The sequence below is a fragment of the Bacillus sp. GMs2/2 genome, assembly GCF_050172095.1.
GTDB classification, from domain to species: Bacteria; Bacillota; Bacilli; order Bacillales; family Bacillaceae_G; genus Bacillus_A; species Bacillus_A cereus.
In genome coordinates this window covers 1-1164 of sequence record NZ_JBNLYE010000713.1, presented here as the reverse complement: position 1 = coordinate 1164, position 1164 = coordinate 1, and the positions used below count along the sequence as shown (strand labels likewise).

Below are 1164 nucleotides of genomic sequence, written 5' to 3'. Positions count from 1 at the left end.
AGTGCAGAAGCTTATCAATTTTTAATGTATTAAACTATTTTGAATAACATATGTCAGATACTTGAAAAAACACAAATTTTATTATGATATGAAATCCTGTATGGAAAGTGTAGTTTATTTCTATTGTTTAATAAAAATATTAAGAATTTTAGGGATAATACATAAAGAGTAGAGGAGAAAGTAAACACGGAGGTTTGAAGAATGGGACAAGTAAGCAGATTTCAAGAAAAACAACAGAATCGTCGTCAAAAGGCAATTTTTAATATTGCATTTACTTTGGTATTAGTGACAGTTGGTATAGTGACATACCAATTGTTTACCCCTTCTAATACATCAACGAAAGCAATTGCTCAAGAAAAGAAAGTAACAAAGATAGAAGAGAAGAAAACTGAAGATAAAGAAACAGCAAAGATAGAAGAAAAGAAAACCGAAGATAAAGAAACAGCAAAGATAGAAGAGAAGAAAACTGAAGATAAAGAAACAGCAAAGATAGAAGAGAAGAAAAATGAAGATAAAGAGGCAGCAAAGATAGAAGAAAAGAAAAATGAAGATAAAGAGGCAGCACAGCTAGAAGAGAAATCAAAAACAGAAAAATCGGTAAAAACGAACGGAACTGAAAATAATGAGGAAGAAAAAACGGCATCTCAAGAAAAGGGTTCTCAAACTAATCCTTCTTGGAAGCCAATTGGTACCGAGCAAGGAGCAAAACCTGAAATGAAATTTAAAGAAGGAACAGTAGATTGGAGTGAGATGAAAAAAGCAATTTCTTATGCTGTTGATGTTCCAGAGAGCCAATTGATTTTCGATTTTATTGGGAATAATGGTAATAATAAAGCCTACGGTAATGTACGAGATAAGCAAAATAATAAAAAATATAAGGTTAATATTGATTGGGTAGAAAATCAGGGGTGGAAACCAGTATCTGTACAAGTGGTAAGATAAATAATAGAAATGTAATGATGTAAATCAGCTGTCCATATGGACAGCTGATTATTTTTTTGCTTAGCGTATTTTTTTGAAAATGCTGGTGGTACCTCGTTGAGAAACAGGAATTAAATCTATATTTTGTTTTATTTACCTTACTACTTTATCCATAACTTCTTTATATTTATAATAGTAATTAGTTTCAAATAAATAAATAGTTGTACGGAAGAAAATGTTCCT

At 30.6% G+C, this 1164-nt stretch carries 1 protein-coding gene; it reads left to right on the top strand.

Translation table 11 applies throughout. From position 1 onward, the window contains the following. Positions 1-201 precede the first annotated feature (201 nt). Complete coding sequence (locus ACQGS6_RS28920) at positions 202-942, top strand: YrrS family protein (RefSeq protein ID WP_000532034.1); 741 nt, start codon at positions 202-204, stop codon at positions 940-942. Positions 943-1164 lie beyond the last annotated feature (222 nt).